We start from the raw sequence: 12405 nt of genomic DNA on the forward strand, positions 1-12405 counted from the left end.
GGTTACACCGTCCGGATTCGGGGGTTGATGAGCAGGTACAGCAGGTCAACCACAATGTTGACCAGGACAAAGGCGACCGCGATGGTGAGCACCGCGCCCTGCACGAGGTTGGTGTCCGACGTCGTCAGTCCCACGACGATCAGGTCGCCCATGCCGTTGAGGCTGAAGATCTTTTCGATGACGACGGCGCCGCCGAGCAGGTAGCCCACCCGCAGTCCGAGGACGGTGACGGGGGTGACCAGCGCGTTGCGCAGGACGTTGCGGGCGACGACGGTGCGGTAGGGCACGCCGTTGCCGATGGCGGTGCGGACGTAGTCGCGGTCGAGTTCCTCCACCATCGAGGTCCGGACCACGCGGATGAGCGACGCCGAGACGGGGATGCCGAGGGCGAGGGCCGGCAGGGCCATGGAATAGAGCCAGCCGACAAAGCCGTACTGGTCCGCCCAGGCCAGGCCGCCCGTGGGGAAGATGGATCCTTCGGGCAGGGCGAACCACTGGATCAGCAGGATCGCAAGCCAGAAGGAAGGGGTGGCAATTGCCGCGATGGAGAAGATGCGGATGGCCTGGTCGGGCCAGCGGTCACGGTAGAGCGCGCCGAGGATGCCGAGCGTGAGGGCGAGGACAACGGCCAGGAGGATGCCGAGGAAGGTCAACTGCAGGGTCACCGGGAAGGCCGTGGCGATTTTGCTGGCCACGGACTCTTCCGGCGGGTTGGTGACGCCGAAATCGAGCCGGAGCACACCACCCAGATACCGGAAGAACTGGACTACCAGGGGAGCGTTGAGGCCCCGTTCCTCCCGCCAGGCTTCCTTGGCGTCCTCGCTGGCGTTTTCACCGAGGACGGCGGTGGCGCGGTCCGCCGGAACAACTGACAGCACGATGAACACCATCACGGTGACGCCCAGCAGCATGATCGGCAGGACAGCAAGCCGGCGCCCTAACAGGCGGATAAACATTGTCACTCAAAAACTCCAATGCAGGGGGTACGGCGGGGCGCCGGGGGAGGCGCCCCGCCGTCGGTTGTCTCGCTACTTGCGTCCTACGCCTACGAAGGAGACGCCGGTGGTGGGCAGCGGCTGGAAGCCGTCCAGTGCGTTGCTGTCCCAGGCGGTGGGCAGCTTGCGGTGGAACAGCGGATACAGCGGGGCTTCCTCGGAGACGATGTTGATGACCTCGGCGTGGATGCCCTTGGCCTTGTCCGGATCCACCTTCACGGCCTGGTCCAGCTTGTCCTGCACGGTGGTGAATTCCGGTGTGGTGTTCCAGCCGGCGCGGGCCTCCATCCAGGTGGCGCCGCGGTAGAACCAGCTGAGGAGGATGTCGCCGTCGTTGCCGAAGACCGAGGGGTCACCCGGCGCACAAAGCACATCGAAGTTCTTTCCGCCCACCTTTTCCGGAGCGTAGACCGCTGCGGACTGGAGGATTTCCAGGGTGGTGCTGACGCCGATGGCGTCCCAGTACTCCTTGATCAGGGGCACCACACGGGTCACCCAGCCGGTGTCCGTGGAGGTGAGGGTGATGGTGATGTTCTCCATCCCCGCCTCCTTCAATAGGGACTTGGCCTTGGCGGCGTCGTACGCATAGACGGTGGATGCCTCGCTGTAGGAGGGGTGCCCCTCCTGGAAGTAGGACGAGGCGGCAGTGGCGTTGCCGAGCAGGGCCTTGCTGATGACGGCGTCGGTGTCGATGGCGTAGTGCAGTGCCTGGCGGACGCGCTTGTCCGGGAACTTGGCGCAGTTGAACATCAGGAACAGCAGGCCGAAAGACTGCACCGACTCGACGTCGACCTTGCTGGCGAGCTGGTCCACGTCCAGGTAGGGGACGTCCTCGATGGCCTGGGTGCGGGAGGGCACTGCGGCGACGCGGGCTGCCGGATCTGCCAGCAGCAGCCAGGTCATGTCCGCCACCCGGGCCGGATACTTGCCGTTGTAGTCATCAAACTTCTTGAAGACGATGCGGTCTTCCTTGACGGCGGAGACGAGGCTGTACGGACCGGAGCCGATCGGCTTGAGGTCGAAACCGGCGGCGTCTGCCTTGACTGCTGCTTCCGGGACGACCTTGATGACCGAGATGCGGTCGCTGAAGGCGGGGAACGGGTACTTCAGCTTGAACTGGACGGTGGAATCGTCCTTGGCGGTCACTGTGTCGATAAAGGGGATGAACCCGGCGAAGAGTGACTTGTTGGCCGGATCGAGGACGCGCTGGAAGGAGAAGGCGACGTCGGCGGTGGTCACCGGTTCCCCGTTGTGGAATTTCGCGCCGCTGCGCAGCTTCACCTCGTACGTGGTGTCATCCACCATGACCGGTTCGGCGGCAGCCAGGGCGAGATACCGCTCCCGGGTGGCCGGATGAAGTTCCGTCAGCCCTTCGAAGATGTGCAGGTTGGCGGCCTGCGGAGTGGCACCCGTGGAAAGCATCGGGTCGAAGCCCGTGGAGAGCTGGTAGGAAATCCCGGCTTCGATGGAGCCGGTGCCTTCTGCGGCTGCCGTGCCGCCTCCGGTGGCCGGGCTTCCGCCCGGACTGCACGCAGAGATAGACCCTGCAAATGCTGCGGCGGCGCCCATCACGCCAGCCAGCTTGAGGAAGTTTCGCCGGCTTGAATCCTTCAGGAGCCCGCTACTTTCAAAAGTGTTGCTCATCGTTGCGCCCACCCATCCATGTCACTTATCGGACGTAGGATGTCCGACGGTTGTTCCAGAACTGTAAGGTTCATCACATCACGCCGTCAAGCGAGATCCGGGATGTCTTTTCCATAGATGGGACGTCCTATAACCTAGGATCGAGTTATCTTTCGCCCCGGCACCACCTTTCGAACAGTTCCAGGAGGATCTGAATGAGCCTGCCCGATGCCTCACTGCCGCCGGCCCGGTTCAGTGCCCAGAACCGTTCCCGCGCTCTGCAGGCCGACATCATGGAGTTGATCCTCGACCGCGACCTGAAGGCCGGCGATGCGTTGCCCACCGAGGGCGAACTCACCCTCGCGCTGGGTATCGGCAGGAACACCCTGCGGGAGGCGCTGAAGGTCCTCCAGGCCCTTGGGGTGATTGAAATCCGGCACGGGTTTGGGATGTTTGTGGCTCCGGCCAACTTCGATGCCCTGGCAGACGGGTTGACATTCCGCGGCAGGCTTTCCCTGCGCCACGAAGGCAAGGAGGCGCTGCAGCTGGTTGATGTCCGGCAGGCGCTGGAATCCGGCCTGATTGGTGAGGCGATGGACCTCTCGACGCCGGACCACTTGGCTGAGATCGAGGCCACTGTCCAGCAGATGGAGACCTTGGCAGCGGAAGGTGAAGTCTTCACCGAAGTTGACGAAGCTTTTCACTACCAGCTGTTTGAACCGCTGGGGAATGAGCTGCTCTCGAATCTGATGTCCGTTTTCTGGAAGGTGTACCGCAAGATCCATGCTGAGCTGGGCGGGGACCCGCTGATCAACCTGACGGAAACGGCGGCGGTTCACCGCGGGATTTTTGAAGCAGTCAAAGACGGTGACAAGGAGCTGGCAGCGGAACGCCTGCGCAGGCATTTCGACGGGATCCGAGGCGAACTCGCCAAGCTGCAGGACGCCTCGTGATGGCCGGGTCCCTGCAGCGCTCTTCGATCCGGATGATCCGACGCGCCGACGCGGCCACCCTGGGACAGGCCGGAGCCGACCTTGTGCTCGAAACCCTCGCCGGGAGGCCGGCCCCGGTGATCGGCGTCGCCACCGGTTCGTCGCCGTCGCCCCTCTACAAGGAGCTCGCCGGCGGCACTGATGATTTCAGCAGCGTTACCTGGTTTGCCCTGGACGAATATGTGGGACTGGCTCGGGGCCACGCGCAGAGCTACGCCGAAGTGCTCCGTCGGGAAATCGTTGAACCGCTGGGGCTGGACCCCGCAACCATGCATGTCCCCGACCCGCATTCGGAGAAGCTGGACGAGGCCGGCGCCCGCTATGAGCAGCGCATCGCCGCAGCAGGCGGCATTGACCTGCAGATCCTGGGCATCGGCCGCAACGGCCACCTGGCCTTCAACGAGCCGGGAGCTGCGCTGGACTCGCGCACCCGACTGGAGACTCTCACCGAGGACACCCGCCGGGCCAACCAGCGGTTCTTTGATTCCCTCGAGGACGTACCCACGCACTGCCTCACCCAGGGGCTCGGCACCATCTTGGAAGCCCGGCAGCTGCTCCTGATTGCCAGGGGACGGGAAAAGGCCGAAGCCCTGGCACGCGCCCTGACCGGCCCGGTGACACCGGAATGCCCGGCATCGGTGCTGCAGCTGCACGGCAACGTCACCGTCCTGGCGGACGACGCCGCGGCCTCCCTGCTGGCCTGACGGACAGCCAATGACCACATACGCCCCGGCGCCCGGAACTCCCCGTACCGTCCTGCGCGGGCGGGCTGTCCTCGGCACGGAAACCCTGGCGGATGCCACGGTTGCAGTGGAGGGCACGGTGCTCGCCTATGCGGGGCCGGGCACAGGATTCCAGCCCCGTCCCGGTGACCGCTTTATTGACCTCGCGGCGGGGGAGGTGCTGGTGCCGGGTCTGATCGACCTGCACTGCCACGGAGCCCACGGGGTGGATTTCTCCAGCACCGAGGCGGAGGACGTCCGCGCTGGAATCACGGCGCTTTATGCCGGCGGCACCACCACCCTGCTGGCCAGCCTTGTCACTGCCGCACCGGACGCGCTGCTCCGGCAGCTCGGAGTACTCGCGGGCCTGGCAGAGGAGGGACTGCTGGCGGGACTGCATCTGGAAGGGCCTTTCCTGGCCGCAGCCCGCTGCGGCGCACAGGACCCCCAGTCGCTGCAGGATCCGGACGTGGTCCTGGCGGGCAGGTTTATCTCCGCCGCCCGCGGCCACCTGCGCACCATGACTTATGCCCCCGAGCTGGCCGGCGCTGATCAGCTCGTGGACCTGCTGGCCGGCCACGGCGTGATTCCGTCACTGGGCCACACCGCCTGCTCGCCGATTCAGGCCGAACAGTCCCTCGCCCGTTCCCGGCGGATGCTCGCAGGCGCTGCAGCGTCTGCGGCCCGCCCGACGGTCACCCACATGTTCAACGCCATGGACCCGCTGCATCACCGGGCGCCGGGCGCGCTCGCCTCCTGCCTCCGGGCAGCGAAGGCGGGCGCCGCCGTCGTCGAACTTATTGCCGACAGCGTCCATCTGGATCCTGTGCTGGTGGCCACCATGTTCGAGCTCCTCGGAGCGGAGAACATAGCGCTGGTGACGGATTCCATGGCTGCGGCGGGGCTGCAGGACGGGCAGTACCGGCTTGGTCCTGCGGCAGTCACCGTGCGGCAGGGCACCGCACGGGTGACCGCCACTGGTGCGATTGCCGGCGGCACCGCGTCCATGCTGGAGCTGGTGCGGAACAGTGTGCGGGCCGGGGTGGACCTGCAGGACGCCGTCACCGCGGCCGCCCTGGTGCCGGCCCGGGTTCTCGGGATCGAACAGCAGGTCGGCCAGCTGGTGCAGGGTGCTGCCGCGGACCTGCTGGTTCTGGGTGCGGACCTTGAGCTCCACCGCGTCATGCGGCGGGGCCAATGGCTTTCGCCCGCGGAGACATAAGGTCCGCACCTTGGCGGTCCGCCGGTGCTAAAAGTCAGCCTGCTGTCCTATAGGCTACCTACCGACCCGGCAAATCCGCCGCGGAACCAGCCAGCTTTATGGGGGAAGCAGCATGACCGAGAACGTGGCGCAGGACGCCAACCAGAATCCTTACGCAGGCGCACAGCCGGCAGCACAGACTCCGGCGACGCCGGGAGCAGCTCCGGCCCGTCCGAAGACGGTGGAGATGGCCTTCTGGCTGCTGATGGCAGCAGTTGCGTTGGTGCTTATCCGGATTCCGGTGGGAATCATGGCCGTGAAGTCCGAGAAGCACAAGGAGGAAATTGCGTCGATCTTCGGTGAAGCCAACATCCCCTGGTGGTCCTCCGAGGAAATCTCCGGCTATGTGTCAGCGGGTATCTTTACCGGCATTATTCTCACGGGAATTGCACTGCTGTCCCGGATGGGCTTTAGCTGGCCCCGGATAGTCCTTATCGTCGTCGTGATTCTCTCCGCGATGAACACGCGCGTGCAGTTCTTCGCAAGCGTCATCACGGTCTACCCGGCAGCCTGGGTGACTTTGGTGTCCGTCCTGCTGTCGCTGGCCGCAACGGTGCTGCTGTTCCTGACGCCGTCGAACCACTACTTCAAGTCGATGGGGCAGTACCGCAAGGGCAAGAAGCAGCTCAGCAAGGCCTAGTCTCCACATCCGCAACCGGCGGCCGGCAGCCCTAGCGGCTGACCGGCCGCCGGTTTCGCGTCGTAGGCTGGAAACATGCGAAACGAAACCCTCTGGGAAGCGAAAAAGCGGCAGAATCCCGGACATTCCGCCTGGTACATCTCGCGGTTTGAAGCGATGCGGGAGCAGGGCCAGGACCTCGACGGCGAAGCCCGGCTGATCGACGCGATGCTGCCGCGCGGAGCCCGGATTCTCGACGCGGGCTGCGGTCCCGGCCGGGTGGGCGGGGAGCTCGCGCGCCGCAGCCACGCCGTCGTCGGCGTCGACGTCGATCCCGAACTGATCGACGCCGCCCGGCGGGACTTCCCGGATCTGCAGTGGTTCGTGGGGGATCTGGCCGAGCTGGACCTGCCCGCTGCAGGTGTTCCCGAACCGTTCGACCTGATTGTCTGCGCCGGCAACGTGATGACCTTCCTGGCGCCGGGCACCGCCGTCGACGTCCTGACCCGAATGCGCGAGCACCTGGCAGCCGACGGCCGCGTGGTTATCGGGTTCGGCGGAAACCGCGGGTACGCCTTCGAGTCCTTCATTGACGACGCCGCTGCGGCCGGGCTTGAGGTGCAGCAGCGGTTCTCCACGTGGGACCTGCGGCCGTTTACGCCCGAGTCGGACTTCCTCGTGGCGGTGCTGGGCCGAGCCTAAGACCCGTTCCGACCCCGGCGATGGACAATATGGTCCATTCGGGAGTCGGCGGGTAGTCGGCGGGGAGTCGGCGGGAAAGGCAGGGCATGGTGAATCTGGAAGAGGATCCGCAGCGGGCGTCACAATTCTGCTTTGCGGCCCAGGCGCGTTTGATGCGGCGTACGGCAGATCTAACCGACTCGGACGTCCTGGCGCCGAGCCGCTTGCCTGGCTGGACAGCGGGTCATGTCCTGACCCATCTGGCGCGGAACGCCGATGCCCACGCGCGCCGGCTGTCCGGCGCCCTCGAAGGGCACGATGTTCCGAGGTATCCCGGCGGATCCGAACAGCGCGCCCGGGAGATCGAGGAGGGGGCCGGCCGGGCTGCCGCAGAAACCATTGCTGACCTGAGCTCCAGCATCCTGCGCCTCGAAGAGATGCTGAATCTGGCCGATGCTGCAGGATGGCCCAACGGCCACCTCATCGGCGACGATCACTATGGCGTGGCTGCCTGTCCGGCGCATCGGCTCCGCGAAGTCGAGATGCACCATGTGGACCTCGGGCTTGGCTATACACCTGCGGACTGGCCTGAGGAGTATGTCGCGTGGGACCTGCCGGTCCTGCTTGCCACCGTTCCGGAACGGCTTGGGTCCCCGAACGAGCAGCGCAGCTTCATGGCATGGCTGGCGGGCAGGGGGCCGCTGGCGCCGGAGACGAGGCTGGCGGACTGGTGAGCCGGGGCCGGAGCCGGCGTTGGGACCTAGGCGGCGGCGTTAAGCGGCGGCGTCCATCGTGCGGAGGATGCGTGCCCGCAGTTCGTCCGGCCCGACATGCCGGCTGACCAGGGACAGAGCGGCAGGGTCGGCGCCGCGCAGGATCCCGAGCAGGAGATGTTCGGTCCCGATGTAGCCGTCCTTCCGGGCCGTTGATTCGCGCAGGCTGTTGGTCAGCACGGCTTTCGCACCGCTGCTGAAGGGCAGGTGCCCGCCTTTGAGGGAGTCGAACAGGCGACGGCGCCGCGGGGCGGATCCGGCCGCCGCGTCCAGGGCGCCTTCGCCGAATTGTGCGTCGATGGCGCGTCGCACTTCGTCCAGGTCGATACCGACGGATTCCAAGGCGGCGGCGTCGTCGTACCCGGAGTCCGCGCCCATGGCGTGAAGGTCCGCGCGCAGCTGCGCCGAGGTCAGTCCGGACTCGGCCAGCACGGATGCCAGCAGGGGAGTGGTGGCTTCAGCGGTGGACACGGTGCTGAGGAGTAGATGCACCGGAAGGATCTGCGTCGCCTCCAGGGTTTGGGCTTCTTCCTGTGCGGAGATGACGCTTTGACGGGCTTGCTGTGTAAACCGTTCAAACATGGCTCTACTTCGCTTTCCGGTTGTATTTCTGGTGCACTGCCTGTTTGCTGATGCCGAGCTGGTCCGCGATCGCCTGCCAGGACCAGCCCTGCGCCCGGGCATTGGCGACCTGCACTGCCTCGAGCTGGTCGCGCAGCCTTCCGAGGGCGACGACGGCGCGCAGCCCAGTGGCCGGATCGGGACTCGCCGCTGCGGCGGCCAGGGGGGATTGGTCTTCCATGTCCGTCAATCTAGGTTGACGGGCTGGGTGAGTCAAGAGGGGTTGACGGTGTGTGTTGCCAGCGGGCGCTCGTTGGTGTTGTTTCGGCTCGTGCGGACCTGGCGGGTGTGCGTAAAAACCCCTGCATTGAAGGCAAGTAGTCAGGCCGAAAAGACGGGTATCTAAGGTTTTCCCGAGGTCCGTTTTCGGCCTGTTTTGAGGGCTGGAATGTCAGTGCCGGATGAAATCCTGAGGTATGGATCAGCTCGGAAATACTGAACCGACAGCCGAAGAGCAGAGCGGTGAAAACCAGCAGCCGAAAGCGCGGGCAGGTGGTGCCGAGCCGCGCTGTTCTTCAGTCACTCTGGCTGTGTTCCGGGCGGAACTGGCCGCCCAACCTGCCGGGACGGCTGACGAAAGTGCCACCGCTGCCGCCCCCGAGAACGACGCCGAGGCCGCACCCGCAACGCCTGCCACCGCCGATGATGCCACTCCGGCCGGAAGCCGTGCCGCCGATTACCCGGACGGTTTCACCGGGACCCTTGCGTTGCAGAACCTTGAATCGTTCGACGAGGATATGGCCGGTGATGCCCTGGTCCGGGTCGCGCATCTGATTTCCTGGGGGGAAGCGCAGCGGGCCCGCCTATTGAACCGGATGGAGCAAATCTTCCGGTATAACTTCTTCGACCCGTCGGAGCGGGATAAACCCGGGATCGCCTTTAGCCTGGCAGCGTCCGAATGCGCCGCCATTCTGAACGTTCCGCAGGTGACCGGTGAGCGGCTGCTGAGTGAGGCCGGCCAGCTCTGCGGCACCCGTACCGCGACCCTGACCGGTCTGGAAGAGGGACGGTTCTCGTACCAGCATGCTCAGGTGGTGCTGGAGCAGTGCCGGAACGTTCCTGCCTCGAAACTGCCAGGGTTCGAGGCCGATCTGTTGAAGGCCGCGGAGGGGCAAACGCGGGCGCAGTTCTCAGCCAAGGCCCGGCGGCTGCGTGAAAAGAAGTTTCCGGAGACCGTCAGCAAAAGGCATTTGAGCGCTTTCGAGCAACGCAGGGTCACTCTGGACCGGGAAGAGGACGGCATGTCCTGTCTGTCCGCTTACCTGCGTGCCGCGGAAGCGCAGCAGATCTATACCGCTCTCAGCACTGCAGCCCGCGGTGAGCAGGCCGGAGGCGATTCCCGGTCCACGGACCAGTTGCGTGCGGACATCCTGGCACAGCTGCTGATGGGCAGCAGCCGGGGGCTTTTTACCGTGACCTCAGACCAGGTCGGAACCCGAGCCGAGGCCGGAAACACCAGCAGGACCGCACATACCGGCAACGGCACAGACAGAACCAGGCAGAACGGAGGAAGCTTCGGTTTCGACGGCGGCCCGGAGAACGACGACGGCCGGGAAGGCAGCCCCGATACTGAGGCCAGAGCAGACGTGGGATCCGGACCGGATGAGGGAATCGTCCCGCGGGCCGAAATCATGGTGCTGATCAGCGCCGAAACCCTCTTCGGAGCCGATGACCAGCCGGCAGAACTGCACGGTTACGGCCCCATCAGTGCCGAAGAAGCCCGGCGGCTGGCTAGGAACGCAGCCGGATGGACCGGGCTGGCTCAGGACCCAAAGACAGGGGAGATCCTGGGCGTAGGGCGGCGGCGAAAGGTCCCGGCGGGGCTAAGGCGCTGGCTCCGGGCACGGGACGGAACCTGTAGGTTCCCCGGCTGCCGGGTCAGCACCGCGAGTTCGGACATCGACCACACGACCGACTGGGCCCGCGGCGGCCCGACCGATCACGGAAACCTGGAACACCTCTGCCGTCGGCATCACCGGTTCAAGACTCTGGGTTACTGGAAAGCGTGCCAACCCGCCCCCGGAGTAATCGAGTGGACTTCACCGACCGGCCGGGTCTACAAGACCGACCCTTTCCTGGAACTCGGACCGCCGGACCCGGCAGCCGAACAGGCAACACACCCACCACACGCCCAGCAGCCGACGGACCCCGGGCAGAAAGACCCCCGGCAAGAACCGGCGCCGCCGTTCTAAACCGACCGGTGTCCAGGTGGCGTGACCACGTGAAACGAGTGCACGGAACGCTTGGAACACGGCGACCGCCTGGAACGTGTACACGTAGAAGGTCGAGCATCGCGTCCGCGAGCCGGCCCGGTGCGTCCAGAGCAACGTGCATCCGGAGCTGCAGGGTGCCCCGCTGCGTCGGGCTGCACCCAAATGACAGGTTCCGCAACGAAAACTGACTTCCAGGATTGTTCCTCCCTGCAGGGCTGGGTAATCTCCCGCTAACGTTCGTTTCCTCTTGATCCCGCGGCGCACCGAAGGGAACACCATGAACGGTTCCAACACCCCGGATACGATCGTGCTGGTCCACGGGCTCTGGGTGACGCCCCGCAGCTGGGAAGGGTGGAAAGCCCATTATGAGGCGAAGGGCTTTACCGTCCTGACGCCCGCTTATCCGGGCTTCGAAATAGAGGTTGAGGCACTGCGCGAAAACCCGGACGTGATCGCCGCGCTTACCGTGCCGGATACCCTCGATCACCTTGCGGGCGTCATCGAGGCCTTGCCCCGTCCGCCCATCATCATGGGCCACTCTTTCGGAGGGCTCCTGACCCAGATGCTGCTCGCCCGCGGTCTGGGGGTTGCCGGTGCTGCCATCAATTCGGCACCAACCGAAGGGGTGAGGGTTACCCCGCTGTCCCAGGCCCGCTCACTCTTTCCCGCGCTGAAGAACCCTGCCAACTTCCATAAAGCTGTCGGGTTCACCCCGGACGAGTGGCACTATGCCTTCACCAACACGCTGAGCCGGGAGGACTCCGACGCCGCATACGAACGGTACGCCATTGCCGCTCCCGGGAACTGGGTGTGGGCGTACGGACTGCTCGCGAATTTCCAGCCGGGGCATCAGGAGACCTGGGTGGATTACTCCACCGACAGGGCACCGCTACTGTTTATCGGAGGCAGCGAAGACCACATCATGCCCCCGTCGGTGAATAAATCCAACGCCAGGCACTGGGCCAAATCACCCGCACTCACGGAGTATCACGAGTTTGACGGCCGGGCACATTGGACCTGCGCCGAACCGGGGTGGGAAGAGGTGGCCGATTATGCTCTGGACTGGAGCCTCGGCCACGCGCAACCGCAGCCGTCTCTCTGACCCGACGCCTTCGCAGGCCTACGCCTTACGCACGCCTCGGGCGGCCCGACGAGGCCTATGAACCACGAAAGGAGGCCCGGTTGCCCGGGCCTCCTTCCAAGGTGCTGCTGGAGTTAGCCGACGGGGTCGGCTAAAGGGTTGCTAGCTGATCGCGGCGCGCAGTTCCTTGGCAGCCAGAGCGGGGTCATCGGCGCTGTAGATGCCGCCGCCGACGACGGCAACGTCCGCACCGGACGCCTGCACGTCAGCGAGGGTGGCCAGCTTTACGCCGCCGGCGACGGAGAAGGCGACGCCTGCTTCCTTGCCCGCAGTCAGCAGGGTGTTGAGGTCATAGCCGTCCTGGGCCTGCTCGTCGAGTCCGGCATGGAACTCGACAAACTCGGCACCGAGGTCGGTGACTTCCTTGGCGCGGGTCGCCTTGTCATCCACGCCGATGAGGTCCACTACAACGCCCTTGCCGTGGGCCTTACCGGCCTTGATGGCTCCGGAGATGGTGGAATCGTCGGCGACGCCGAGGACCGTCACGAGGTCAGCGCCGGCCTTGAAGGCAATATCGGCTTCGAGCTCGCCGGCATCCATGGTCTTGAGGTCAGCGAAGACGATCTTGTCCGGGTGGGCTTCCTTGATGGCAGTGACGGCGGAGAGCCCGGCGTTCTTGACCAGCGGGGTGCCGAGTTCAATGATGTCGACGTATTCGGCGGCCTTGCCGGCCAGCTCGAGGGCGTCTTCGACGGTCAGTACGTCCATGGCGAGTTGCAGTTTCATGGTGTTTCCTTTGCTAGCTGGGAATGAAGTTTCAGGGC

13 protein-coding genes are annotated in these 12405 nt (G+C 65.4%); 8 read left to right on the forward strand and 5 right to left on the reverse strand.

The genetic code is table 11. The annotated features are described in order from the left end of the window. Positions 1-2: 2 nt before the first annotated feature. Entirely contained in the window at positions 3-911 is a 909-nt protein-coding gene (locus tag N2K95_RS01575; RefSeq protein ID WP_260653691.1) for an ABC transporter permease, read from the reverse strand. A 117-nt stretch (positions 912-1028) separates the two neighbouring features. Further along, positions 1029-2639 (reverse strand): ABC transporter substrate-binding protein, encoded by a 1611-nt coding sequence (locus tag N2K95_RS01580; protein ID WP_260652622.1) that lies wholly within the window; start codon positions 2637-2639, stop codon positions 1029-1031. 194 nt (positions 2640-2833) lie between these two features. Here N2K95_RS01580 and N2K95_RS01585 point away from each other — a divergent pair, with 194 nt between their 5' ends. From N2K95_RS01585 to N2K95_RS01610, 6 genes are all read left to right on the forward strand, one after another. Then, complete coding sequence (locus N2K95_RS01585) at positions 2834-3571, forward strand: FadR/GntR family transcriptional regulator (RefSeq protein WP_255793733.1); 738 nt, start codon at positions 2834-2836, stop codon at positions 3569-3571. After that, a complete protein-coding gene (locus N2K95_RS01590) occupies positions 3571-4314 on the forward strand; it encodes a glucosamine-6-phosphate deaminase (RefSeq protein WP_260652623.1) in 744 nt (247 codons plus the stop codon). The genes N2K95_RS01585 and N2K95_RS01590 overlap by 1 nt, the downstream gene beginning before the upstream one ends. A 10-nt stretch (positions 4315-4324) precedes the next feature. Continuing rightward, entirely contained in the window at positions 4325-5554 is a 1230-nt protein-coding gene (locus N2K95_RS01595; protein ID WP_260652624.1) for an N-acetylglucosamine-6-phosphate deacetylase, read from the forward strand. 112 nt (positions 5555-5666) lie between these two features. Next, complete coding sequence (locus N2K95_RS01600) at positions 5667-6233, forward strand: hypothetical protein (RefSeq protein ID WP_260652625.1); 567 nt, start codon at positions 5667-5669, stop codon at positions 6231-6233. Between the two features lie 75 nt (positions 6234-6308). Further along, on the forward strand, positions 6309-6914 hold the full coding sequence (locus N2K95_RS01605) for a class I SAM-dependent methyltransferase (protein WP_260652626.1): 606 nt from the start codon (positions 6309-6311) through the stop codon (positions 6912-6914). Between the two features lie 86 nt (positions 6915-7000). Next, complete coding sequence (locus N2K95_RS01610) at positions 7001-7627, forward strand: maleylpyruvate isomerase N-terminal domain-containing protein (RefSeq protein ID WP_260652627.1); 627 nt, start codon at positions 7001-7003, stop codon at positions 7625-7627. Between the two features lie 39 nt (positions 7628-7666). Here the strand turns inward: N2K95_RS01610 and N2K95_RS01615 are convergent, their stop codons facing one another. Then, positions 7667-8248 (reverse strand): Clp protease N-terminal domain-containing protein, encoded by a 582-nt coding sequence (locus N2K95_RS01615; protein WP_260652628.1) that lies wholly within the window; start codon positions 8246-8248, stop codon positions 7667-7669. A 4-nt stretch (positions 8249-8252) separates the two neighbouring features. Beyond that, entirely contained in the window at positions 8253-8468 is a 216-nt protein-coding gene (locus N2K95_RS01620) for a helix-turn-helix domain-containing protein (RefSeq protein ID WP_255793728.1), read from the reverse strand. 235 nt (positions 8469-8703) lie between these two features. On the opposite strand from N2K95_RS01620, the gene N2K95_RS01625 reads away from it, so the two are divergent. Together N2K95_RS01625 and N2K95_RS01630 are read left to right on the forward strand one after the other, a co-directional pair. Further along, positions 8704-10479, forward strand: a complete 1776-nt coding sequence (locus tag N2K95_RS01625; RefSeq protein ID WP_260652629.1) for an HNH endonuclease — start codon at positions 8704-8706, stop codon at positions 10477-10479. 298 nt (positions 10480-10777) lie between these two features. Next, complete coding sequence (locus N2K95_RS01630; protein ID WP_260652630.1) at positions 10778-11602, forward strand: alpha/beta hydrolase; 825 nt, start codon at positions 10778-10780, stop codon at positions 11600-11602. Between the two features lie 141 nt (positions 11603-11743). Here N2K95_RS01630 and hxlA read toward each other — a convergent pair whose 3' ends face one another. Continuing rightward, the gene (gene hxlA, locus N2K95_RS01635; RefSeq protein WP_255793725.1) at positions 11744-12367 is read right to left on the reverse strand and encodes a 3-hexulose-6-phosphate synthase; all 624 of its coding nucleotides are present in this window, start codon (positions 12365-12367) and stop codon (positions 11744-11746) included. Between the last annotated feature and the right edge of the window lie 38 nt (positions 12368-12405).

Source organism: Arthrobacter zhaoxinii, assembly GCF_025244925.1.
Taxonomy (GTDB): domain Bacteria; phylum Actinomycetota; class Actinomycetes; order Actinomycetales; family Micrococcaceae; genus Arthrobacter_B; species Arthrobacter_B zhaoxinii.

Bases quoted from the DNA above. Each gene is read 5' to 3' on its own strand.
- N2K95_RS01575 (WP_260653691.1), bottom strand. From the start codon at position 911: ATGCTGCTGGGCGTCACCGTGATGGTGTTCATCGTGCTGTCAGTTGTT.
- N2K95_RS01580 (WP_260652622.1), bottom strand. From the start codon at position 2,639: ATGAGCAACACTTTTGAAAGTAGCGGGCTCCTGAAGGATTCAAGCCGG.
- N2K95_RS01585 (WP_255793733.1), top strand. From the start codon at position 2,834: ATGAGCCTGCCCGATGCCTCACTGCCGCCGGCCCGGTTCAGTGCCCAG.
- N2K95_RS01590 (WP_260652623.1), top strand. From the start codon at position 3,571: ATGGCCGGGTCCCTGCAGCGCTCTTCGATCCGGATGATCCGACGCGCC.
- N2K95_RS01595 (WP_260652624.1), top strand. From the start codon at position 4,325: ATGACCACATACGCCCCGGCGCCCGGAACTCCCCGTACCGTCCTGCGC.
- N2K95_RS01600 (WP_260652625.1), top strand. From the start codon at position 5,667: ATGACCGAGAACGTGGCGCAGGACGCCAACCAGAATCCTTACGCAGGC.
- N2K95_RS01605 (WP_260652626.1), top strand. From the start codon at position 6,309: ATGCGAAACGAAACCCTCTGGGAAGCGAAAAAGCGGCAGAATCCCGGA.
- N2K95_RS01610 (WP_260652627.1), top strand. From the start codon at position 7,001: ATGGTGAATCTGGAAGAGGATCCGCAGCGGGCGTCACAATTCTGCTTT.
- N2K95_RS01615 (WP_260652628.1), bottom strand. From the start codon at position 8,248: ATGTTTGAACGGTTTACACAGCAAGCCCGTCAAAGCGTCATCTCCGCA.
- N2K95_RS01620 (WP_255793728.1), bottom strand. From the start codon at position 8,468: ATGGAAGACCAATCCCCCCTGGCCGCCGCAGCGGCGAGTCCCGATCCG.
- N2K95_RS01625 (WP_260652629.1), top strand. From the start codon at position 8,704: ATGGATCAGCTCGGAAATACTGAACCGACAGCCGAAGAGCAGAGCGGT.
- N2K95_RS01630 (WP_260652630.1), top strand. From the start codon at position 10,778: ATGAACGGTTCCAACACCCCGGATACGATCGTGCTGGTCCACGGGCTC.
- hxlA (WP_255793725.1), bottom strand. From the start codon at position 12,367: ATGAAACTGCAACTCGCCATGGACGTACTGACCGTCGAAGACGCCCTC.